At 55.2% G+C, this 21287-nt stretch carries 18 protein-coding genes; 13 read left to right on the top strand and 5 right to left on the bottom strand.

What is annotated here, in order from left to right; genetic code table 11:
- Positions 1–43: 43 nt before the first annotated feature.
- From NLX71_RS03570 to gyrA, 9 genes are all read left to right on the top strand, one after another.
- Positions 44–1912: an ABC transporter ATP-binding protein gene (locus tag NLX71_RS03570; RefSeq protein WP_254362119.1), complete on the top strand. Its 1869-nt coding sequence runs from the start codon at positions 44–46 to the stop codon at positions 1910–1912.
- Positions 1909–3759 (top strand): ABC transporter ATP-binding protein, encoded by a 1851-nt coding sequence (locus tag NLX71_RS03565; protein WP_375377885.1) that lies wholly within the window; start codon positions 1909–1911, stop codon positions 3757–3759. Before NLX71_RS03570 ends, NLX71_RS03565 begins: the two co-directional genes overlap by 4 nt.
- 116 nt (positions 3760–3875) lie before the next feature.
- Complete coding sequence (locus tag NLX71_RS03560) at positions 3876–4643, top strand: sugar phosphate isomerase/epimerase family protein (RefSeq protein ID WP_254362118.1); 768 nt, start codon at positions 3876–3878, stop codon at positions 4641–4643.
- Positions 4644–4807: 164 nt separating this feature from the next.
- A complete protein-coding gene (locus tag NLX71_RS03555) occupies positions 4808–6232 on the top strand; it encodes a peptidoglycan DD-metalloendopeptidase family protein (protein WP_254362117.1) in 1425 nt (474 codons plus the stop codon).
- A gap of 170 nt (positions 6233–6402) precedes the next feature.
- Positions 6403–7365, top strand: coding sequence for a GDSL-type esterase/lipase family protein (locus NLX71_RS03550; RefSeq protein ID WP_254362116.1), 963 nt, complete (start codon positions 6403–6405; stop codon positions 7363–7365).
- 18 nt (positions 7366–7383) lie between these two features.
- Positions 7384–8364 (top strand): ABC transporter ATP-binding protein, encoded by a 981-nt coding sequence (locus NLX71_RS03545; RefSeq protein WP_254362115.1) that lies wholly within the window; start codon positions 7384–7386, stop codon positions 8362–8364.
- Positions 8357–9349, top strand: coding sequence for an ABC transporter permease subunit (locus NLX71_RS03540; protein ID WP_254362114.1), 993 nt, complete (start codon positions 8357–8359; stop codon positions 9347–9349). The genes NLX71_RS03545 and NLX71_RS03540 overlap by 8 nt, the downstream gene beginning before the upstream one ends.
- Before the next feature lie 53 nt (positions 9350–9402).
- On the top strand, positions 9403–11376 hold the full coding sequence (gene parE / locus NLX71_RS03535; RefSeq protein ID WP_254362113.1) for a DNA topoisomerase IV subunit B: 1974 nt from the start codon (positions 9403–9405) through the stop codon (positions 11374–11376).
- Positions 11377–11390: 14 nt separating this feature from the next.
- Positions 11391–13826, top strand: a complete 2436-nt coding sequence (gene gyrA, locus NLX71_RS03530; RefSeq protein ID WP_254362112.1) for a DNA gyrase subunit A — start codon at positions 11391–11393, stop codon at positions 13824–13826.
- Here the strand turns inward: gyrA and NLX71_RS03525 are convergent.
- The gene (locus NLX71_RS03525; protein WP_254362111.1) at positions 13823–13999 is read right to left on the bottom strand and encodes a hypothetical protein; all 177 of its coding nucleotides are present in this window, start codon (positions 13997–13999) and stop codon (positions 13823–13825) included. The genes gyrA and NLX71_RS03525 overlap by 4 nt on opposite strands.
- A 193-nt stretch (positions 14000–14192) precedes the next feature.
- Between NLX71_RS03525 and NLX71_RS03520 the strand changes: the two genes are divergently transcribed.
- Complete coding sequence (locus NLX71_RS03520; protein ID WP_302058058.1) at positions 14193–14612, top strand: MarR family winged helix-turn-helix transcriptional regulator; 420 nt, start codon at positions 14193–14195, stop codon at positions 14610–14612.
- 149 nt (positions 14613–14761) lie between these two features.
- Entirely contained in the window at positions 14762–14845 is an 84-nt protein-coding gene (locus tag NLX71_RS26505; RefSeq protein WP_220389023.1) for a putative holin-like toxin, read from the top strand.
- A 41-nt stretch (positions 14846–14886) separates the two neighbouring features.
- Here NLX71_RS26505 and NLX71_RS03510 read toward each other — a convergent pair whose 3' ends face one another.
- The 4 genes from NLX71_RS03510 to NLX71_RS03495 form a co-directional block, all read right to left on the bottom strand.
- Positions 14887–15114 carry a hypothetical protein gene (locus NLX71_RS03510; protein ID WP_254362109.1) on the bottom strand — a complete coding sequence of 76 codons (228 nt, stop codon included), beginning with the start codon at positions 15112–15114 and terminating at the stop codon, positions 14887–14889.
- A 5-nt stretch (positions 15115–15119) separates the two neighbouring features.
- A complete protein-coding gene (locus NLX71_RS03505) occupies positions 15120–15827 on the bottom strand; it encodes an RluA family pseudouridine synthase (protein WP_254362108.1) in 708 nt (235 codons plus the stop codon).
- Positions 15828–15830: 3 nt separating this feature from the next.
- Positions 15831–16694 (bottom strand): class I SAM-dependent methyltransferase, encoded by an 864-nt coding sequence (locus NLX71_RS03500; RefSeq protein WP_254362107.1) that lies wholly within the window; start codon positions 16692–16694, stop codon positions 15831–15833.
- 143 nt (positions 16695–16837) lie between these two features.
- Positions 16838–17965 (bottom strand): peptidylprolyl isomerase, encoded by a 1128-nt coding sequence (locus NLX71_RS03495; RefSeq protein ID WP_254362106.1) that lies wholly within the window; start codon positions 17963–17965, stop codon positions 16838–16840.
- A gap of 214 nt (positions 17966–18179) precedes the next feature.
- Between NLX71_RS03495 and glgB the strand changes: the two genes are divergently transcribed.
- On the top strand, positions 18180–20120 hold the full coding sequence (gene glgB / locus NLX71_RS03490; protein ID WP_254362290.1) for a 1,4-alpha-glucan branching protein GlgB: 1941 nt from the start codon (positions 18180–18182) through the stop codon (positions 20118–20120).
- The gene (locus tag NLX71_RS03485; protein ID WP_254362105.1) at positions 20113–21282 is read left to right on the top strand and encodes a glucose-1-phosphate adenylyltransferase; all 1170 of its coding nucleotides are present in this window, start codon (positions 20113–20115) and stop codon (positions 21280–21282) included. The genes glgB and NLX71_RS03485 overlap by 8 nt, the downstream gene beginning before the upstream one ends.
- Positions 21283–21287 lie beyond the last annotated feature (5 nt).

Genomic DNA, 21287 nt, shown 5'->3' with positions numbered 1-21287 from the left:
CGGAAAACGCTCTCGCAGCAAAGCCCGGAGAAGGAGGATCTCCATGGAAGTATTTAAGCAGCTGAAGGAATTTTACTGGTCGGAACGAAGGTTTCTGTATGCCTCTATCGTTTGCTTGATGATGGTAACAGCGCTGGGACTTGTGTACCCGAATCTGCTTCGGTACTTGATCGACGAAGTGATTTCGAAAGGGCAGTTCTCGACCGTCCCGTACTTGGCGCTTCTCGTAGCCGGCGTGATGATCGTCAAGGCGACCTTTCAGTTTCTGCACGGCGTGACCAGTGCGCGGCTCGGCAACCAAACCGCATTCAACCTGCGGGCTGCTCTTTACCAGAAGCTGCAGTATTTGTCGTTTCAGTATTACGACAAAGCGCGTACGGGAGATTTGATGTCGCGCCTCACGGCCGATCTGCAGGCCGTACGGGATTTTATCGGCTTCGGCTTCGTCCAAATTTTGAACGTGATTATGATGCTTGCTTTCGGCGTAATCATGATGATGTCGATCAATTGGCAGCTTACGCTCCTCACCATGATTTGCATGCCGTTCCTCGTCTTTACGGCGATCCGGTTCGAGGGAAAAATTCATCCGGCGTTCCGGTTGATCCGTCAATCGATGAGCAACATGACGACTTCCGTGCAGGAAAACATCACCGGGGTACGGACGGTCAAATCGTTCGCGAGAGAGCCCCACGAGATCGACAAATTTGCCGAACGCAACGAAAACTACAAGGAAAATAACGTGTTGACCGCAGGCATTTGGGCCAAATATTTTCCTCTGATGGAGCTGTTCGCCAACTTGAGCGTGGTCATTTTGCTCGGAGTCGGCGGCTGGATGGTGATGAACGAAAGCATTTCCCTTGGTGAGCTCGTCGCCTTTTTCAGCTTGATCTGGTATATTATCGGCCCGATGTGGGGCATCGGCTTTCATATCAACAACTTTACGCAATCGAAAGCGGCCGGCGAGCGGCTGCTCGAAGTGCTGCATCAATACGAACACGTGAAAAATAAAGAACATGCGCTCGTCTTGCAGCCTGACCGGGTGCAGGGCTACGTCCGTTTCGACAACGTGACCTTCGCGTATACGGATCAGCATCCGGCGCTCTCTGAATTCAATCTCGATGCGCCTGCGGGTTCGGTCATCGGCCTGCTAGGCGGTACAGGCTCCGGGAAATCGACGGTCATTCAGCTCCTGCTGCGGGCTTACAATGTGAAGGAAGGCCGGATTACGCTTGATGGAACGGATATTCGCGACATCACGCTGGAAAGCCTGCGCAGTCAAATGGCGATTGTATTTCAGGAGACGTTTCTGTTTTCTTCCAGCATCAAAGGCAATATCGGTTACGGCGTCGACGACGTGTCCATGGAAGAGGTCGTTCAGGCGGCGAAGCTGGCTAAAGCGCATGATTTCATCATGGAGCTGCCGATGGGCTACGATACGATCGTCGGCGAACGCGGCCTGGGTCTATCCGGTGGGCAAAAGCAGCGGATTGCGATTGCGCGGGCGCTGCTGAAAAATCCGAAAATTTTAATTCTCGACGATGCTACCAGCGCCGTAGATATGGAAACCGAGCACGAAATTCAGCGAGGGTTCGAAGAGGTGATGAAAGGCCGCACGACGTTTATTATCGCGCACCGGATTTCTTCACTGAAGCATGCGGATGAGATTTTGGTGCTGGATCAAGGCCGCATCGTGCAAAGAGGAACCCACGCCGAGCTTATGAAGCAGGAGGGGCCGTACCTCGAAACGTACAAAATTCAATTTGCCGATCAGCCGGGGGATATCGATGCCGATGCGGGGTCGGTCCATGATAGGGCAGGTTTTGCCGGTACCGTAGAGCCGGCTCAGCGCAGCGAGTCGACGGCGGAAGTGGCCGCTGCTTCTCAAGCTGACGTAAGGAGGTATATACATTGAGCGGACAACGGAACCATTCATCCGGCGGTTCGAAGCCCGAAGGCGAGGAACTGTTGAAATCCCGGTTCGTCTATCAAGACGACGAAGAGCTAGACAAAGGGTTTGATTGGGTTCAAGTCAAGCGCGTCGGTAAATATATGAAGCCGTATGCGAAGCAGATGGCGCCCGTCATTCTGATCATGATGGCCGTCGGCGCTCTGACGAAGCTGCTGAATCCGCTTCTGATCGCCTTTGCGATCGACAACGCGCTGAAGCAGAAGGACGGCAAACTGCTCGCACTCTGCGTAGGCGCTATGTTCGTGCTGTATATCATTCAATGGCTCGCGAACAACTACCGGATTCGGTATACGAACGAGATTGGCCAGCGGATCATCTACGATTTGCGCCACGATTTGTTCAGCCATATTCAGCGGCTGTCGTTCCGGTTTTTTGACAAACGTCCGGCCGGCTCGATTCTCGTTCGCGTGACGAACTATGTAAACTCGCTTCAAGACTTGCTGACAAACGGCGCCGTCAATCTGATGATCGACTGTGTGCAACTGATCGGTATCATCATTATCCTGTTATTTTACAATGTCAAGCTGGGAGCAGCGATTATTATCACGGTTCCGATCATGTTTCTGATTTCGACGCGGCTGCGCGTAAAAATTCGCCGCGCCTGGCAGGTCGTCCAGACGAAGACGTCGCGCATTAACGCTCATCTGAACGAATGCATCCAAGGCGTCAAGGTGACGCAGGCGTTCACGCAGGAAAAGCAGAACATCGCCTATTTCGAGCAAATGAATCAGGATAACCATAAGTCGTGGAACCGCGCATCGACCTTGAACCAGTCGTTTAACCCGATCATTGAGGTCACCGCGGCAGTCGGCTACTTTATTTTGTTTCTGCTTGGCGGTTATTTGATTCAAAGCGGGGAAATGACCGTCGGCTTGTTCGTAGCTTTCGCCTCTTACATTGGCAGCTTCTGGGAGCCGATCAACCGGCTCGGCCAAATGTATTCGCAGATGCTCATTGCGATGGCTTCGTCGGAGCGGATTTTCGAATTTATCGACGAGCAGCCAAATGTGGCAGAGAAGCCGTCAGCCCGACCGCTGCCGACGATTCGCGGAGATATCGACTTCAGGCAGGTGGAGTTCGAATACGAGCCCGGACGGCACGCGCTGCAGCGGATCGATCTGAATGTGAAGGCGGGTCAATCGATCGCGCTTGTCGGTCATACCGGTTCAGGCAAAAGCACGATCATCAACCTGCTATGCCGCTTTTATGATGTAACGGGCGGCAGCATTGTCATCGACGGCCACGATATCCGCGATGTAACGATTCAAAGCTTGCGTTCGCAGGTCGGGATCGTGCTTCAGGATACGTTCATTTTCTCCGGGACGATTCGTGACAACATCCGGTTCGGGCGGCTGGATGCGACCGACGAGGAAGTGGAAGCGGCAGCCAAGGCTGTCCGCGCTCATGAGTTTATCGTGAATTTGCCGAACGGCTACGATACCGAGGTGCAGGAGAGAGGGAACGTGCTGTCGATGGGACAGCGCCAGCTGCTTTCGTTCGCCCGGGCGCTTCTGGCAGACCCGCGCATCCTTATTCTGGATGAGGCGACGGCCAGCATCGATACGGAGACGGAGGTGAAAATTCAAGAAGCGCTCAAGACGCTGATGGCGGGACGCACATCCTTCATCATCGCCCATCGGTTGTCGACGATTCGTCATGCCGATCATATTCTCGTATTGGATCACGGACGAATTATGGAGCAGGGCAATCATGACGAACTGATGCGCCACCAAGGTATTTATCACGGACTGATTCAAGCGCAGTACCGCTTTTTAAAAGAAACGGGTTAACAGATATTGGCCGGTGTGGTATGATTGTTAACGTGAACAATACCCACCGGAAGCGCATTTGTTAGGCATCGGTCTGCTTTATGCGCTCTCCTTAAATCAAAGGAGCTGACATCGTTGTGAAGAACAAGTTTGCGGCACAATTGTATACTCTGCGTGACGAGCTGGAGAAAGATTTTCCGGGCGTGCTGCGGGAGCTGAAGCGTATGGGCTGGGGAGGCGTGCAAATTTCCGGTTTGCGGGGCTACACTGCCGAAGAAATCGCAGCCGTCCTCAAGGAGACAGGGCTTGGCGTCGCAGGGATGCACGTTAGCTACGAAGCGCTGCAAGACGAACTTGAAACGATCGTCGAGCAGGCCAAGCTGTTCGGAACGCGCGACCTGATCTGCCCGTTCATCGCTGCCGATCTGCGCGGCGAAGAAGGGTACCGGGCGGTACGCGCCAAGTTGAACGAGGTGGCGGGGAAGCTCGCTCCGCTCGGCTTCCGGCTCAGCTACCACAACCATGCGTTCGAGTTCGAGACGGCCGTGAACGGGGTATCCGCGCTCGAATACTTGCTGGAGCCGTCCAAGGACAACGCCGTACTGGCCGAAATCGACGTGTACTGGGTGAAAAAAGGCGGCCTCGATCCGGTGCCTTTTATCCGTCCATATGCCGGCCGCATGCCGATTATTCACCTGAAGGACATGTCGAATGACGAGCATCAGACGTTTGCCGAAGTGGGTACGGGCGTCATCGATTTCATCCCGATTCTGCAATGGGGTGAAGTGAGCGGCGTCGAATGGTACGCTGTGGAGCAGGACGTTTGTCCCGGCAACCCGCTGGATAGTCTGCAAATCAGTTTAACCAACCTTCATCGCATGGCCGATCAACTGGCGGCCAAGTAAGCGGATCGTTCATGCTATGCCCGCCCTCGTCGTTTTTGCGCAAGCAGAAACGTCGGGGGTTTTTGCTTTTTTGTCTACTAGCCGCACCTCTGACATATACATGGGGAAGTGAACTTGTTCGCCGGTACGAACAACCAATCGATCCGTCAAGGGAGGGAAGGACGTTGAAAAAGCGCATCGTCACACGCGGCTTGCTGCTGAAGCTGGTGCAGTGGGGAACGGCCTTTGCGGTCATCGTCGCCGTCTTGATCTCGGGTCGCTGGTTCGCAAAGTCGCAGCCGGTCTATCGGTTTGACGTGTTTCTGGATGATCAGCATGTAGGGACGGTCAGTGACCCGGAAATCGTCAAGCAATGGAAGGCGGCCCGATACGAAGAAGCAGGGCGGCAATACGACCATGTGCGCGTCACGTCCAATCTGGAGCAGCTTCGGTTCGTTCGATTCGATGGAAATAAAACGTTCCAAGGCGCATACGACAATGATGCGGTGATCACCGCGCTGAACGATAAGCTTGTTTTTGCCTTTTTTGCCACGGAGATTCGGATCGACGGCACGCCGGCCGGCATTGTGAAGGACGTCTTTACTGCCGCAGCCCTTCTGAATCAGGTGAAGGAGCCTTTCTTGTACGCGTCCAAGGAGAAGGAGGTTGCAATCTTGTCGGAAGCAGGCGCCGGAACCCGGCAGAGGGTGAAAGTGACCGCCGAGTTTACTCAGGACGTGCAACTGCTCGAGACGGACGTCGCCCCGGGCAAAGTCGAACCGGCCGAAGCGGTGTTGAACCGGATTTTAAGCGGCGCCGCTCAGCCTCTCACGTATACGGTGCAGAAAGGGGAATGCATCTCCTTGATCGCGCAGCGGTTTCAAGTCGCTGCCGATGTGATCCGGGCCAACAATCCGGAGATTAAGAAGGATTTGATCCGGGTCGGACAAACGCTTAAGTTTTCGGTCAATCAGCCGCTCTTGTCGGTCAAAACGATCGAGACGCATACCGAGGAGATCCGGATAGCCAGCGGCATCGTCTACGAAAAAGACAGCGAGCTGCAGGCGGGCGTCATTCAGATCGTGGCTAACGGCAAGCCCGGCTGGAAGCAGGTGACCTACGAGTCCGTCCGTGTGAATGGCGAGCCCGCAAGCGAGTCGGTGGTCGACGAAACGATACTCGAAATGCCGGTGCGGACGGTTGTGAAGCAAGGGACTAAGGTGATTCCCGGCGTAGGTACGGGTAAGTTCGCCCTGCCGGTACTGCAGCCCAAAGTAACGAGTGAATTCGGACGGCGCTGGGGGAAAAATCATAACGGTACCGATTTCGTTTCGGAGCAAAAGGCGATTATGGCGGCCGATCACGGCAAAGTTTCGTTTGCCGGTTGGAAATCGGGCTACGGCAACTGTATCGTCATCGATCACCAAAACGGTTACGAGACGCTGTATGGACATCTTAGCAAAGTCGGTGTTCGAGAAGGGGACGGCGTCAATAAAGGCGATAAAATCGGCGTGATGGGCAGCACGGGAAATTCGACCGGGGTCCATCTGCATTTCGAGATCAACAAGAACGGCCAACAGCAAAATCCGCTTCAATATTTGAGCGTCTGAACTCGCAGTTTGACGCTTTTCTTCGCATGTCGCTTGCCTCTGGTTAACCCTCTTTCCATCCTCTCTCCTCCCCAAAGTTTGCAAATCTCGCGGCAAACCGCTACTCTAAAATGTATAGTTACTGAAGTGATCAGTCTTGCAGTAAAGCTGCCGAAACTGGGGGAGAACGCATGAAATCCACGCGATGGTTGTGGCGGACTGTCGGCTTTGCCGCGCTGTTATCGACGGTGTTGTGCGCTGTCGGATTCGCCTACGGCATCAATCAGATTATTTTTCCGAAGCCCGTTGCGCGCGACGCAATAGAGGCTCCGCAGCAGCCCGCTGCGAAACCGAAGACGGACAACTGGGAAGCGAAGGAGCAGATCCGCATCGTAGCGCTGGGAGATTCGCTAAGCGCAGGCACCGGCGATTTGTCGGGCAAAGGATATGTCGGCGGCGTAAGGGACAAGCTGGAGAAGCAGTTGGACAAGCCGGTGTTTGTCTACAACAATTTTGCGATTCCGGGCTATCGGACGGCGGATATGCTCAAGGATTGGGATAAGAAATCCGACATCGCCAAGTCGCTCGCCGAGGCGGATCTGGTGCTGCTGACGATCGGGGGCAACGATTTGTTCCAGAGCGGCGCAGGCATCTTTAGTTTGGGTGACGCTACGAACGGCTCGTCCGGCTCCGATGGCACAAAAGGTACGTCAGGCGCGGACTCTGCAAAGGAGCGGACGTCTCCAAGCGGTCAGGCCGCAGAGACGCCGAAAAGCACCCCGGGCTCGCCGGAACAGGAGGCCGGAGCGGGCTTTAGCCCGAAAGCGGCAGCCGATCGTATGCCGGACGCAGTGAAGCGCCTTGAGCAAATTTTTGACCGGGTCAGCAAGGCGAGTCCGCAGGCGCGCATTTTTTACGTCGGCTTGTACCATCCGTTCCTCGATCTGGACCCTCAGCGCGAAGGGGCTCCGGTGATCCGGCAGTGGAACGCGGCGGCGTTCGATTTGGCGAACCGCTACCCGAACATCACGCTGGTGCCGACGTACGATTTGTTCGAGTTGAATTTGAGCAAGTATTTATATACGGACCACTTTCATCCGAACAAGGACGGCTACGACCGGATTGCGGATCGGATCGTCGATATTTTGAAATAGCGGGGAGGGCGGAAGAGCATGGCTCATCAGGCCGGGGAACATCATCGGAAAGGAAGAGACGCAGACATTGTTCTGGCGGTGAATAACGTAAAAAAGACGATCGGCAAACGGCTGATCATCAAAGGCATTTCGTTCGACGTGCGCGCCGGGGAGATTTTCGGCTTTCTCGGGCCGAACGGTTCGGGAAAAACGACGACGATCCGCATGCTGGTGGACTTGATCAAGCCGACGGAAGGCTCGATCCGCATCTGCGGCTACGACGTGCATAAGAAGCATAACAAGGCGCTGCAGTATGTCGGCTGTATTGTGGAAAATCCGGAGCTGTATTCGTACCTCAGCGGCTGGGAAAACCTGGAGCATTTCGCCCGGATGCTGCCGGGCGTGGGCGAGAAGCGCATCCGTGAAGTGGTGGACATCGTCGGCATGGATGCGCGTATCCACGACAAAGTAAAGACATACTCGCTGGGGATGAGGCAGCGTCTGGGCATTGCCCAAGCGCTGTTGAACGACCCGAAGCTGCTCATTTTGGACGAGCCGACCAACGGCCTTGATCCGCAGGGAATCAAGGAGCTTCGGGAATTTATCCGCCAATTGGCCGAGACCGGGCTCAGCTTGTTCATTTCCAGCCATCTGCTCAGCGAAATTCAGCAAATGTGCGACCGTGTCGCGATCATAAGCCATGGTGAGGTGATTACGGTCGGCGAGGTATCGTCGCTTGTGGACGAATCCGTCAGCACGGTCGTTTGGAGCGTACTTCCGGCCGAGACAGCGCTAAAGGTTCTTCAATTACATCCCGAGGTACAGTCGGTCTCGTTCGCGGATGAGGTCGGGACGGAGACAGGGGCGCCGCGGCTGGTTGCCCTGCAAAACCCGGAGGCGATTCCGGAGCTGTCGAGGCAGCTTATGGAAGCAGGCGTAGCGCTCCACGGCATCGAAATCAAGCTTCCGACGCTGGAAGATTTATTCCTGAAGCTGACGGAGGGTGAGCGCATTGGTTAGTTTGTATCCGCTGGTCAAGAACGAATGCATCAAAATGATCAAAAAAAAGCGGCTGCTCGTCGTGCTGCTTATTTTGGCCGCAATCATCCCGATGTTCACCTATGCGCAAATGAAGGTGGCGGAAAGCAACCGAAAGCAGTTCGGAACGACCGACTGGCGGGTCGAGCAGCGGCAGAAGATTGTAGACTATACCCGCAGTCTCGGCAGCGGACGCGTGCCCGAGGAATGGAAGCAGTGGCGCCGCGTCGAAGTGAAGCTGGCTCAGTACTATCTGGATAAAGATGTGAATCCGACTGAACCGAACGGGGTAACCTTTACAAGAGAGTTTGTGAAGAATGCCGTTAATCTGTTTATTCCTCTCATGGTTATGGTCGTTGCTGCCGATCTGGTATCCGGGGAGCATACGACGGGGACGATCAAGCTGCTGCTGACGCGTCCGGTCCAGCGCTGGAAAATCCTCCTGAGCAAGCTGCTAAGTCTGATTTTGTTCACCTCGTTTATCGTGATTGCGACAGCCATGTTATGCTATCTTATTTCCGGCGTCGTGTTCGGCTACGGGGGCTGGGACATGCCGGTTTTCTTCGGGTTTCAGGTGAAGGGGACCGAGGTTGACTTCTCGTTCGTCCGCCCTATCGACCAGTGGCTGTACCTGATCATGGAGTTCGGGCTGGTCTGGTATGCGGCGCTCGTCGTCGCGGTGATGACGCTGATGATCTCGGTGCTCGTGCGCAGCACGGCGGCGGGAATGGGCATCATGCTGGCGCTGCTCATCTCGGGTACGATCTTGACGAATATGGTCTCTTCCTGGGAGGCGGCCAAATATTTGTTTATGGTCAACTTGAACTTGACGACGTATCTCAGCGGGACGCTTCCGCCCATCAAAGGCATGGATTTGCCGTTCTCCTTGGCGGTGTTGACCGTATGGGGAATCGCATCAGTGATCGTCTCGTTTGCGGTATTCACGAAAAAAGATGTATTGAACTAATCCGATCAAATGATATAATGTTGCGGAGACATAGGTGTTTTAGGGAGGCTGCGATGGCGGATCAACTCGATTTGATTGGAAAAACGACAGCAGCGCCGGCGGACTACGGTGCAGACGATATCCAGGTGCTCGAAGGATTGGTAGCGGTACGCAAGCGGCCGGGGATGTATATCGGCAGTACCAGCACGTCCGGGCTTCACCATCTGATCTGGGAAATCGTCGATAATGCCGTAGATGAGCATCTGGCCAAGCATTGTACGCAAATCGACGTGACGATCCATAAGGATCAGTCCGTGACGGTGTGCGACAACGGCCGCGGCATTCCGACCGGCATGCACAAAACGGGGATTCCCACGCCGCAGGTGGTGTTTACGATGCTTCATGCCGGCGGCAAGTTCGGCGGCGGGGGATATAAAAAGTCCGGCGGATTGCACGGCGTAGGCGCTTCCGTGACGAATGCGCTGTCCGAATGGCTTGAAGTGGAAATTTACCGCGAAGGCAAAACACACCGCCAGCGGTTTGAATATTGGGTGGATAAACAAGGCAAGGAGCACGTTGGCGAGTCGGTCACCGGTCTTGAAGTGATCGGGACGACGCGCAAAACCGGAACGAAGGTGACGTTCAAGCCCGATAAGCGCGTCTTTCAGGGCGGGACGACAATCAATTTCGATACGCTCTGCGAGCGATTGCAGGAAATCGCCTTTTTGAACTCGGGGCTGAAGGTCACGCTGACCGACCAGCGCGCGGATAAGCAGGAGGAGTTCCAATACGAAGGCGGCGCCAGCCAGTTCGTGCAGTTCTTGAACGAGGAAAAATCGGTGCTGCATGACGTCATTCATTTTGTGGCGGAGAAAGACGAAATCGAAGTCGAAGTAGCGATGCAGTATAACGACGGCTACACGGAGACGCTCGTGTCTTTCGTCAACTCGATTCCGACACGCGGCGGGGGAACGCACGAAACGGGCTTCAAAACCGCGTATACCCGTGTGATGAACGACTATGCGCGCAAGAACGGGATGCTCAAGGAAAAGGAGAAAAACCTGGACGGGCAGGACCTGCGCGAAGGCCTGATGGCGGTCATCAACATCAAGATGGGCGAGGTCGAATTCGTCGGCCAGACGAAGGACCAGCTCGGAAGCGCTTCGGCGCGAAGCGCGGTCGATTCGGTCGTCTCCGATAAAATGGCGGTATTCCTCGAAGAAAATCCGCAGGTCGCGCAGCTGATCATGAAAAAGGCGATCCAGTCGGCCAAAGCGCGCGAGGCGGCGAGAAAGGTGCGGGAAGAGGTGCGCAGCGGCAAGAAGGGCAAGAGCGAAAGCTCGAACCTCGGCGGCAAGCTGACCCCGGCCCAATCGAAGGACTACACCCGCAACGAGCTGTTCATCGTCGAAGGCGATTCCGCCGGCGGGTCGGCGAAGCAAGGGCGCGATTCGAAGCATCAGGCGATTTTGCCGCTCAAGGGCAAGCCGATGAACCCGGAAAAGGCCAAGCTGCTCGATATTATGAAAAACGACGAATACAAGGCGATCATTGCCGCCATCGGCGCAGGAATCGGCCCGGAATTCGACGAGTCGGAAAGCAATTACGCGAAAATTATCATTATGACCGACGCCGACACCGACGGCGCGCATATTCAGGTGCTGCTTCTGACGTTCTTCTATCGGTACATGAAGCCGCTCATCGACGTGGGCAAGGTGTATATCGCCCAGCCACCGCTGTTTAAGGTGACGAAAAAAGCTGGCAAAAACAGTACGGTCCGTTATGCTTGGACCGACGAGCAACTGCAGGCGCTGATCAAGGAGCTCGGGAAAAACATCGAGCTGCAGCGGTACAAGGGACTCGGTGAAATGAACCCCGACCAGCTCTGGGAAACGACGATGGACCCGGCGACGCGCACGCTGCTGCAGGTGCAGATTGAGGATGCGGCCAAAGCCGAGCGGCGCGTATCTACGCTGATGGGGGATAAAGTCGATCCGCGGAAGCGCTGGATCATCGAGAACGTGGACTTCACGGAATTTGAAGAATAAACGGGGGGCCTTTTGTGAGTATCCAGGAAAAATTTTTGCCGGCCTTTCTAGAAGAGGTTGTAGGTGACCGGTTCGGCCGGTATTCCAAATATATCATTCAAGACCGCGCAATTCCGGACGTGCGCGACGGGCTGAAGCCGGTGCAGCGGCGTATTCTGTACGCCATGTACGATTCCGGGAACACGCCGGATAAGCCGTATCGCAAATCGGCAAAGACGGTCGGGGACGTGATGGGCAATTACCATCCGCACGGCGACGCCTCGATTTACGAAGGCATGGTGCGGATGGCGCAGCCTTGGAAAATGAGCCACGTCTTGGTAGACGGCCACGGCAACTGGGGCTCGATGGACGACGACCCGCCGGCTGCGATGCGGTACACCGAAGCGCGGTTGTCCGAAATCGCGATGGAGCTGCTGCGGGACATCGAGAAGCGGACGGTTCAGTTCAAGGATAACTTTGACAACACGACGAAGGAGCCGGTCGTGCTGCCTTCGCGGTTTCCGAATTTGCTGGTTAACGGCGTTAGCGGCATCTCGTCCGGATTTGCGACGGAAATTCCGCCGCACTGCCTGCGCGAGGTGGTTAATGCCTGTATTGCGTTGATCGATAAGCCGGACAGTACGCTGGAAGAATTGATGGGCGACATCAAAGGCCCGGATTTTCCGACCGGCGGCATTATTATGGGCTCGGAAGGGATACGCGAGGCGTACCGGACCGGCCGGGGCCGCATCTATGTGCGGGCGCGCACGGCGATCGAGGACCTGCGCGGCGGTCGCCAGCAGATCGTCATTACCGAAATTCCTTATCAAGTCGTGAAATCCCGCCTGGTAACGGCGATGGAAAATATTCGTCTGGAGAAAAAACTCGAAGGCATTGCGGAGGTTCGCGACGAGAGCGGCCGCGAGGGTCTTCGTATTGTCGTCGAGCTGAAAAAGGAAGCGGATGCGCAGGGGATTTTGGCGTATTTGTTCAAGAAGACCGACCTCCAGGTGGCCTATAATTTCAACATGGTCGCCATCGTCAACAAGACGCCGAAGCAGCTTGGGCTGCGCGATATGCTGGAGGCCTATATCGACCATCAAAAAGAAGTGGTCACCCACCGTTCGCGATTCGAGCTGGAGAAGGCGGAAGACCGCGCCCACGTGCTCGAAGGATTGGTCAAGGCGCTCAACATTCTGGACGAGGTCATCGCCGCGATCAAAGCGTCGAAAAACCGTCAGGACGCCCAAAACAACCTCGTCGCCAAATTCGGCTTTACCGAACGGCAAGCCGATGCGATTTTGACCTTGCAGCTGTATCGTTTGACGAATCTGGAGATTCATTCTTTGGAAAAGGAATGGAAGGACGTTCAGAAAACAATCGCGTACCTGAAAGGAATTCTTGGCAGCGAGAAGAAGCTTTTGACTGTCATTAAGAATGAAATGTCGCAAATCCGCGATAAGTACGGTATCGACCGCCGATCGGGCATCCAGGACGAAGTGGAAGAGCTTAAAGTCAATCTGGAAGTCATGGTGACGGCCGAAGACGTCTTCGTTACGCTTTCCAGCGAAGGCTATATCAAGCGTACGGGCAAGCTGTCGTTTATCCGTTCCGGCGGCGAGATTGACAAGACGGGACTGAAGGAAGGCGATTCTCTTCGCTATCTGCTCGATGTCAATACGCTGGAGAGCCTGCTTATTTTCACGCAGAAAGGGCAATACTTCCTGCTGCCGGTGCATCAAATTCCGGAGTACAAATGGAAGGAGAACGGCACCGCCATCGTCAACGTCATTCCGATTTCCAAGGACGACCGCATTATTCACGTGTTGCCGGTCAAGGATTTCGAAGAGCCGGGCAAGTCGCTCGTATTTGTTACGCGCAAAGGGCAGGTTAAACGGACCGAGCTGAAGGATTATTTTACGAATCGTTCGACCGGGATCGTCGCTTGCAAAGTGGGCGATCAGGACGCGGTGCTTGACGTATTGCTCAGCACAGGCTCAAAAGAGCTGCTGCTGGTAACGAAGCAGGGGATGGCCATCCGCTTCAAGGAGGACAAAGTGAATCCGATGGGACGCGCCGCTGCAGGGGTTCGCGGCATTCAGCTTAAGGATGACGATGAGGTCGTTGCCGCCGATTGGATCGACGGGGACGAAGGAGAAGTCGTCGTCATGACGGAGCTTGGGTATGCGAAGCGTTCGCTCGTAGCGGATTATCCCGTTCAAGGACGCGGAGGCAAGGGGATTATTACGTTCGAATTCAAGGAGGGCAAGCGGGTAAAGCCGAACGGATCGGAGCTGAAAGGCGCTTTTGTGGTTAAAGAGCCGTTCGACCTGACCGCCATCCTGAGTACGGGCGGAAGAGTAACTTTCTCAACCGAGCGGACGCCGATTGATGACCGCAAATCCATAGGGAAATGCATCGTTCCGGTCAATAAAAACGAAACGGTAACGAATATTTTGAAGATTACTTAGTCATAGCTGGTGTACTGCGGCTCGAGCTTTTCGAGCAGCTCCAGCATCAATTGCAGAACGGCCCATACCGGCATCGAATCGTCCAACTTTTCGAGCCAGTCTGGGTCGTTTATAATTCCTTTGGTCAATGCGCTTTCTCCGATTTTGCGCTTCCAGTCTTCCATTCCTTCCATTCCTTCCACTCCTTGTCTTCCATGGATTGACAAGCTCCGCGTATAGGCGAATGTCCCATGTGCAGTATATGTTGAACTCCGTCAAAAGGTACCCGATTTTATCGTTTTATGTCCTAAAATATTTATGGAGTTAACCTTTAAAAAGACGGAGGTCAATGCTATAATTAGGGAAAAAATTGGTTTTTCGGGAGTGATGATCGTGATAACTCAGGAATTTGCCAAGCTGTGGTGGAAATTGTCCAAAGATTTGCGCACGCATATGGAAGCGGAGCTTGCTCCGACGCTGACGGAAGGGCAGCTTACGCTGCTCGAAAGGCTGTTGGCTTCCGAGCGGGACCGAATGAAGCCTTCGGATTTCATCGAGTATTTGGCGACGACGCCTGCGGCGATTACGACGCTGCTTGACCGGATGGAAAAGAGCGGGTTAATCGCAAGAGAGCGGGACGAGAAGGACCGCCGCATCGTGTGGGTATTGGTAACGGAGAAGGGAAGCTTCGAATGCGAACGCGGCGTGCAAATCCGCGAACAGTTCTTGCAGCAATATTTGAGCCGAATTTCCTCACACAATCAGCAATTGCTTGTATACTTGCTGGGTAAGGTTGCCAATGCTTAGCGTTTTGGTGAATTAGAATACGAAAATATGTTCTCATTTATCGTGGCGTATGGTATAATGTGGATGCAATAGGGAAGGCACTCAAGGACGGTTGGCACACCCCTGCCATTTGTGGGTTCGCATAAGCGAATCCGGAAGGAGGTGATGCCATGGAAGTAAAGGATGCCGTAACGTTGATGTTCATGTTCGGCATGTTTATTCTCGCTTTACTTTCCTACTTAAAAAAGAAGTAGACCTCCCTTGAGCCTTGGAACCCGAGAGGTCTACCGCTTGGTTATTCCTTGCGCCGATCGCCTTGAGGGCAATCTATTGTAGCAAGGTCGCGGATGCTGGAACATTCGCGGCCTTTCTGGTTTGCCGACAATAACTTTTTTTGTAAATCCATCATACCATATTCACGTTTGCTTTGAAAAGACGTTCGGCGATTATGTACAACCTTGTCGGATGACGGCGCCTGGTCTTTTTCAATTTCGTCATATATATGTGCGGTCGCCGCGTTCATGGGGGCTATAAAGCCCCTGCGGCCTTCAGGTCCCAGAGCAGCCAAGGAAAGGCTCCCGGAGGCTCCGACGTGAAGTGGAGCGCTTCCTGCGTGACCGGGTGCGTGAATTCGAGCAGGGTGGACCACAGCGCGATCTGCTGACCGGGCTTCGCCAGAGCGCCGCCGTACCGCTGATCGCCTACGAGCGGGCAGCCGATAGCCGCGAACTGGACGCGGATTTGGTGCGGGCGTCCGGTGTGGAGCTCGACCTGTACAAGCGACAAGCCGTCTCGGCCGGACAGGACGCGGTAATCGAGCACCGCCTCCTTGGCGCCGGTCTTCGAAGCGGGAACGACGGATACCGTATTCGTTTTGGTATCTTTCAGCAAGTGATGCCGCAGCGTTCCTTGAGGCTCTTTGGGCCGGCCGTTAACGACCGCTGTATATACCTTGCGGATTGCGCGCGTACGGACTGCATCGGAGAGCCGGGAGGCGGCTTTGGAGGTTTTGGCGAATACCATGACTCCCCCTACCGGCCGGTCAAGCCGCTGGACCAAACCGAGATACACGTTGCCCGGCTTCCGGTGCCGCTCCTTGAGATCGGCTTTGATCAGCGTCAGCAGGTCGGGGTCACGGGAGGCGTCCTCCTGTGTCGGAACGTTCGGCGGCTTAACGACGACGATGACGTGATTGTCCTCGTACAGCACCGGAACGCGCGGGTGAGAGCCGCCCATACGCTAAGCCTCCCAGCGGCCGAGGATGCCGCAAGGCAGCATCAGCTTCGAGGCTGTAATCGGCAGGCCGATCTCGCCGCAAGTGATCGTTCCGCCATGGCTCCGGCCAAGAGACAAGGCAAGCGTGTTGTGAAGCACCGTGGCGGAAATGCCAGTCGTGTAGGAATTGATGAGGAAAAACAAAGGCTTGTCCGTCAAAATGCTCATGCACGTTTCCACAAACGGATACAGGTTCGTTTCCAGCTTCCACGTTTCGCCGTTCGGTCCGCGTCCGTACGACGGCGGGTCCATAATAATGGCGTCGTATTTGCTGCCGCGGCGCTGCTCGCGCTGGACGAATTTGAACACGTCGTCCGTAATGAAGCGTACCGGGCGATCCCCGAGACCGGACAACTGCAGGTTTTCTTTCGCCCACTGCACAACGCCCTTGGATGCGTCGACATGGCATACCTCGGCACCCGCCGAAGCGCACGCGACGGAAGCGCCGCCGGTATAAGCGAACAGATTCAGCACGCGGATCGGCCGGCCGGCGCTGCGGATTTTATCCATCATCCAGCTCCAGTTGACGGCTTGCTCCGGGAACAGGCCGGTGTGCTTGAAGCTGGTCGGTTTAATATGAAACGACAGCCCGCGGTACGAGATTGTCCAGCGCTCGGGAATGTCCTTGCGGTATTCCCAGCTGCCGCCGCCGCTGGAGCTGCGGTGGTAATGGGCGTCGGCTCCGCGCCATACGCCAGTCTCCTGAGGCAGCGGCCAAATAATCTGCGGATCGGGACGCCGCAGGACGATACTGCCCCAGCGTTCCAGCTTCTCGCCGCCTCCGGTGTCGATCAATTCGTAATCTTTCCAGTCTTGTGCTGCAAACATAAGTAGCGACCATCCTTTAATTTGATTTCCAGTCTCAGTATTGCCATTCGGCATCTTCAACATTTTACACGATTCCGGCAGACGAATCCATCGGCCGGACGCAAAAAACCGGAGACGCTCCGAAAGAGCGCTCCGGCTATGTATTACTTTGCTTTAGGCAGGTCCAGTTTTTCGATCAATCCCGGCAGCTCCTGCCCCGTAAACTTCTCGTAGGCTTCGGTCATCACGTCCTGCTTCAGCTCGTCCTTCACTTCGTCGAACGTTTGCGTGGAACGGGCTTCGACGCGCATGATATGGTAGCCGACCTCCGTTTCAACCGGTTCGCTGATTTTGTTCAGCTCCAGCTCGGCGGCCGTTTTCTTAAACGCTTCAACAAAATCCGTTACCGGCTGGTTCTCGAACAGGCCACCCAAATCTTTGGAGCCGGGGTCGTCGGAATACTGCTTGGCCAGCGCGGCGAAATCCTCGCCGTTTTTCAGCTTCGCGGCGATATCGAGCGCCAGCTTCTTGGCGTCATCCTTCGAACGCTCTTTGCCGGCGGAGTCCTCGAAGCCGATCAAAATATGCCGTACGGACGCTTTCACGAACTCGCCGTTTTTTGCAGCAATGCCCGCATCGTAGGCTTCTTTCAGCTTCGCATCGGTTGCTAGGGCGGAAATTGCCTGGCCGGCGGCGATGTCGAGGCCGAGATAGTCGCGGACATCCTGCTCACTTAATCCTTCTTTAGCCAGCAAGGAGGCAAAATCCTCGGTTTGCTTCAATTCGGCTATTATTTTTTTCACCTCAGGGTAGTGCTTGTCGATTTCGGCGGGGAGGGCAGCCTTCTGTTCCGCTGTGATCCGCCCGGCTAATACTTTGTAGCCGATGATATGCTTCAGGAACTGTTCGTCGACCTCTCCGGTCCTGTTCAGTAAGTGCAAGACCGAAACGAACTTGTTGGCCTCGCCCCATGTAATTTGCCCGCCCTTGTAAGTCGCGACGACGCCGTTCGGATCGCCTTTCTTGCCAACCCAGATCGTCCCGCTGCTCTCGTCCCAGCTTACTTCCTTGCCGAGCGATTCGCTGACGAATCTGAGCGGCACGTAGGTGGTGCCGTTATAAATGAAACCTTGCCCCTGCTCGGCGGTCGGTTTTTTCTCTACACCGTCGAACATATATTTGAGCTGCTTAAAATATACCTCAATTTGAGTGCCGCTCGCATAGGCGACCGACCCTGTCAGCATGACGCCCAGCGATAGGCCCAGCGCCAAACCTTTCAGCTTGTCATTCATACGTTAATCCATCCTCTCCCTTTGAGTGTGACTTACTACTTCCACAAAAGAGAAGCAAAATCCTTTTTTTATCTTTCTTGAATGACCATTAATTTTGCCAAATTCTGAATTCACGAAGAATTTGCACTATTCAGACAGGAATTTATTCAAGCGCGTAGTATTTGTGTAAGTAGAGACAGAAACAATGATCGAAAAGGGGGATGAACGGAACGTGATGAGCTTGATCCCCGGTCCGGAGGACTTGTATCTGTTCCACGAAGGAAATTTATTCCGAAGCTACCGGATGCTTGGCTCCCATTTGGCCGAGTCGGAGGGGGAACGCGGCGTCCGCTTCGCCGTCTGGGCCCCACACGCCCGCGAGGTTCGGGTGGTCGGCGACTTCAATTGCTGGGACGGCTCGGGTCATGCGATGCAAAAGGTAAGCACCTGGGGCGTTTGGTTGTTGTTCGTGCCCGGCGTCCGGGAAGGAGAGTACTACAAATACGAAATCGTTACCTCTGCCGGAACGCTGCTGTATAAAGCCGATCCGTACGCGTTCTGGTCCGAGCTCAAGCCGGGAACGGCTTCGCGCATCTGCTCGCTGGACGGCTACGAATGGACCGACCGGGAATGGCAAGCGCGCAAAGCGTCCCAATCCGTCTACCGCTCCCCGTTAAACATCTATGAAGTACATCTCGGCACCTGGAAAAAGAAGCCGGACGGTGCCTACTACTCCTACCGCGAACTCGCAAGCGAACTGGTCGACTACGTGAAAGAGATGGGTTACACCCATATCGAGCTGCTTCCGCTTGCTGAACATCCTTACGACCGGTCCTGGGGCTACCAGGCCACCGGCTATTATTCGGTTACCAGCCGCTTCGGTACGCCAAAAGATTTCATGTATTTCGTCGACTGCTGCCACCGGGCGGGGATTGGCGTCATTATGGACTGGGTGCCGGGCCATTTCGTCAAAGACGAGCACGGTCTGCGGCAGTTCGACGGCCAGCCGCTATATGAGCACAGCGATCCCGCCTTAGCCGAGAAGCCCGAATGGGGCACGCTCGCTTTCGATTTTTCCAAGCCGGAAGTCGTCAGCTTCCTGATCTCGAACGCGCTGTTCTGGATGGATATGTACCATATTGACGGACTGCGCGTCGATGCGGTCGCGAGCCTTCTTTATCTGAATTTCGGCCAGCCGCGCGGGCTATGGACCAAGAACGTCGATGGGGGTGACGAGAATCTCGAGGCGATCGCTTTCCTGAAAAAAATGAACCGCACGGTATTCGCTAGTTATCCGGATGCGCTGATGATGGCTGAGGATTCGACCGCTTGGCCGCTTGTGACGGCTCCGGTCGACGCCGGGGGCCTTGGGTTCAACTACAAGTGGAACATGGGCTGGATGAACGACATGCTGAAATACATGGTGACAGACCCGTATTTCCGCCCCGGAAGCCACGGCCTGCTGACGTTCAGCTTCATGTACGCCTTCTCCGAAAATTATGTGCTGCCGCTGTCGCACGACGAAGTGGTACACGGCAAAAAATCGCTGCTCAACAAAATGCCTGGGGATTATTGGCGCAAGTTTGCGAATTTGCGAGTGCTTTTCGGCTATATGATGAGCCATCCGGGCAAAAAGCTGCTATTTATGGGCGGCGAATTCGGTCAATTCGACGAATGGAAAGACCTGGAGGATTTAGATTGGGAGATGCTCGGCTATGACAGCCACCGCAGCATGCACCGGTACGTACGGGACCTGAACCAGTTGTATCTGCGCGAGCCCGCGCTGTGGGAGCTGGATCATCAGCCGGAGGGGTTCGCCTGGATCGATCCTCACGACCAGCGCCAGAGCGTGACGACGTTTATGCGCTGCTCCGGCAATCCGGAAGACGTGCTGGTGATCGTCTGCAACTTTACGCCCGTGTACCATGCGAAGTACCGGATCGGCGTTCCGTTCGCCGGAGAGTACGTGGAGCTGTTCAACAGCGACGCAGGCGAATACGGCGGCTCCGGCAAGCTGAACGGGGGCAGGCTGCGGACGGAAGAAGTCCCATGGCACGACCGGCAGGACAGCCTGCATATTACGCTGCCTCCACTGGCTGCCGTGATCTTCAAGCCGGTTAAAATCAAGCGCAAGCGTACCAATACGACGACGAGGAGGGGGAAAGCCGATGCGTAAAAAAGAGTGTGTGGCCATGCTGCTGGCCGGTGGGGAAGGAAGACGTCTGGGTGTCCTGACCAGCAAGCTGGCGAAGCCTGCGGTTCATTTTGGCGGAAAATACCGGATCATCGATTTTACCCTCAGCAACTGCACGAACTCGGGCATCGATACGGTCGGCGTTCTGACGCAATACCAGCCGCTCGTGCTGAATACGTATATCGGAATCGGAACGCCGTGGGATTTGGACCGCAAGAGCGGCGGCGTGACGGTGCTGCCTCCTTATATGGAGCAAAGCGGCGGCGATTGGTACAAGGGAACGGCCAACGCGATCTACCGCAACATTTCATTCATCGAGCAGTACGACCCGGAGTATGTGCTGGTCATCTCCGGCGACCATATTTACAAGATGGATTACGACCGGATGCTCGATTTCCATAAAAGCAAAGCGGCTGACTGCACGATCGCCGTCATCGAAGTGAAGTGGGAGGAAGCGAGCCGCTTCGGCCTGATGAGTACGGATGACGAGAACCGGATTACCGAGTTCGCGGAAAAGCCGAAGGAGCCGAAGAGCAATCTGGCTTCGATGGGCATCTACATTTTCAATTGGCAGGCGCTCAAGGAATACTTGATCAAGGACGAGGCCGACCCTGAATCCAGCAAGGACTTCGGGAAAGACGTCATTCCGCTGATGCTGCGCGACGGGCGGCCGCTCTTTGCGTATCCGTTTGAAGGCTACTGGAAGGACGTTGGGACGATTCAGAGCTTATGGGAAGCCAATATGGACCTGCTGGAGGATGAGCCCGAATTCAATCTGAACGACCGGGAATGGCGCATATATTCGGTCAATCCGTGCCAGCCCGGGCAGTACGTGGCCCCGACGGCGCAGGTGCGGCGTTCGCTGATTAACGAAGGCTGCTGCGTGTTCGGCGAGGTCGATCATTCCGTGCTGTTCTACGGCGTGCAGGTCGGCGAGGGCACCGTCATCCGGGATTCCGTCATTATGCCGAACGTGACGATCGGCAGCAACGTGAGTATCCATAAGGCGATTATCGGCGAGGGAACGGTCGTGGAAGACGGGTGCGTCATCGGACATCAAGATGAGCATGGTGGGGGAGATATCGTTTTGATCGGCAGCAATGAGCATATCGGCAGGACGACTAGTGCCTCTGGGAAAGGGTGAAGCCG

Source organism: Paenibacillus sp. MZ04-78.2 (assembly GCF_024213375.1).
Classification (GTDB): domain Bacteria; phylum Bacillota; class Bacilli; order Paenibacillales; family NBRC-103111; genus Paenibacillus_G.
This window is presented reverse-complemented; position numbering and strand designations above follow the sequence as displayed.

Excerpts from the sequence above, each read along its gene's own strand:
- NLX71_RS03570 (WP_254362119.1), top strand. The coding sequence starts at position 44 with ATGGAAGTATTTAAGCAGCTGAAGGAATTTTACTGGTCGGAACGAAGG.
- NLX71_RS03550 (WP_254362116.1), top strand. The coding sequence starts at position 6,403 with ATGAAATCCACGCGATGGTTGTGGCGGACTGTCGGCTTTGCCGCGCTG.
- NLX71_RS03545 (WP_254362115.1), top strand. The coding sequence starts at position 7,384 with ATGGCTCATCAGGCCGGGGAACATCATCGGAAAGGAAGAGACGCAGAC.
- parE (WP_254362113.1), top strand. The coding sequence starts at position 9,403 with ATGGCGGATCAACTCGATTTGATTGGAAAAACGACAGCAGCGCCGGCG.
- NLX71_RS03525 (WP_254362111.1), bottom strand. The coding sequence starts at position 13,999 with ATGGAAGGAATGGAAGACTGGAAGCGCAAAATCGGAGAAAGCGCATTG.
- NLX71_RS03520 (WP_302058058.1), top strand. The coding sequence starts at position 14,193 with ATGATCGTGATAACTCAGGAATTTGCCAAGCTGTGGTGGAAATTGTCC.
- NLX71_RS26505 (WP_220389023.1), top strand. The coding sequence starts at position 14,762 with ATGGAAGTAAAGGATGCCGTAACGTTGATGTTCATGTTCGGCATGTTT.
- NLX71_RS03510 (WP_254362109.1), bottom strand. The coding sequence starts at position 15,114 with ATGAACGCGGCGACCGCACATATATATGACGAAATTGAAAAAGACCAG.
- NLX71_RS03505 (WP_254362108.1), bottom strand. The coding sequence starts at position 15,827 with ATGGGCGGCTCTCACCCGCGCGTTCCGGTGCTGTACGAGGACAATCAC.
- NLX71_RS03500 (WP_254362107.1), bottom strand. The coding sequence starts at position 16,694 with ATGTTTGCAGCACAAGACTGGAAAGATTACGAATTGATCGACACCGGA.
- NLX71_RS03495 (WP_254362106.1), bottom strand. The coding sequence starts at position 17,965 with ATGAATGACAAGCTGAAAGGTTTGGCGCTGGGCCTATCGCTGGGCGTC.
- glgB (WP_254362290.1), top strand. The coding sequence starts at position 18,180 with ATGAGCTTGATCCCCGGTCCGGAGGACTTGTATCTGTTCCACGAAGGA.
- NLX71_RS03485 (WP_254362105.1), top strand. The coding sequence starts at position 20,113 with ATGCGTAAAAAAGAGTGTGTGGCCATGCTGCTGGCCGGTGGGGAAGGA.